We start from the raw sequence: 1,235 nt of genomic DNA on the forward strand, positions 1-1,235 counted from the left end.
TGTAGTGGTCTAATGAAACCGGACACCCATTTAGGCGAGAATGCTCGCCACAGAGAGGTGTCTGATGACCAAGCAACGTCGTACCTTTACCCCTGAGTTCAAGCGCGAGGCTGCGTGCCTGGTGCTCGATCAAGGCTACAGCCATACCGAGGCAGCCCGTTCGCTTGGGCTGGTTGAGTCGGCCTTGCGTCGTTGGGTGAACCAGCTCCAGCAAGAACGTGGCGGTGTCACCCCGACCAGCAAGGCGTTAACACCTGAGCAGCAAAAAATCCAAGAATTGGAAGCCCGAATCAATCGTCTGGAACGGGAAAAATCGATCCTAAAAAAGGCTACCGCGCTCTTGATGGCCGAGGAACACGAGCGCTCGCGTTAGTCGATCGGCTTCGCTCCGAGGAGCCGGTTGATCTATTGTGCTCGGTATTTGAAGTCACCCGATCTTGCTACTACGCATACCTTCGAAAACGCCGATCCCCTGATGCCGAACGGGTGATTTTGCGCAGCCGCGTCAACGAACTGTTTACCCAAAGCCGAAGCGCTGCGGGCAGTCGAAGCATCATGCTGATGATGAAAGAGGACGGCATGCAAATCGGGCGATTCAAGGTACGTAAGTTGATGCGCGAGATGAACCTGATCAGCAAACAACCGGGCTCCCATGCCTACAAAAAGGCCACCGTGGAGCGACCCGATATCCCGAACGTACTTGATCGAGAGTTCAGCGTGGCATCCCCCAACAAGGTCTGGTGCGGTGACATCACGTACGTTTGGGCCGAAGGTCGATGGCACTATCTGGCAGCGGTGATCGATCTTTATGCCCGCCGGGTCGTAGGCTGGGCGTTCTCAGTCAAGCCTGACGCTGAGCTGGTGATCAAGGCATTGGATATGGCCTATGAGCAGCGTGGCCGGCCTCAGAATGTGCTATTTCATAGCGATCAGGGCAGCCAATACGGCAGCCGGAGTTTCCGCCAAAGACTATGGAGATACCGCTTCACGCAGAGCATGAGTCGGCGCGGCAACTGCCACGACAACGCGCCGATGGAGCGGCTATTTCGCAGCCTGAAAACTGAATGGATACCGATGGTGGGCTACATGAGCGCCGCGTTGGCTAAACAAGATATCAGTCGTTTCCTTATGGAGCGGTACAACTGGCGGCGACCACATCAGTTCAACGACGGCTTGGCGCCTGCCGTTGCCGAGGAAAAACTTAACGCAGTGTCCGGGATCAGTTGACCACTACA

1 protein-coding gene is annotated in these 1,235 nt (G+C 55.9%); it reads left to right on the forward strand.

Annotated elements, in window-relative coordinates; genetic code table 11:
• Positions 1 to 64: 64 nt before the first annotated feature.
• Positions 65 to 1,227 (forward strand): IS3 family transposase gene (locus tag ACWKWX_RS32595; protein WP_483829924.1). Its coding sequence is split into 2 segments (ribosomal slippage): positions 65 to 320 and positions 320 to 1,227, totalling 1,164 coding nucleotides; the frame shifts between segments, so codons are not numbered across the junction.
• The last annotated feature ends 8 nt before the right edge of the window (positions 1,228 to 1,235 follow it).

It is taken from the genome of Pseudomonas imperatae (assembly GCF_057128625.1).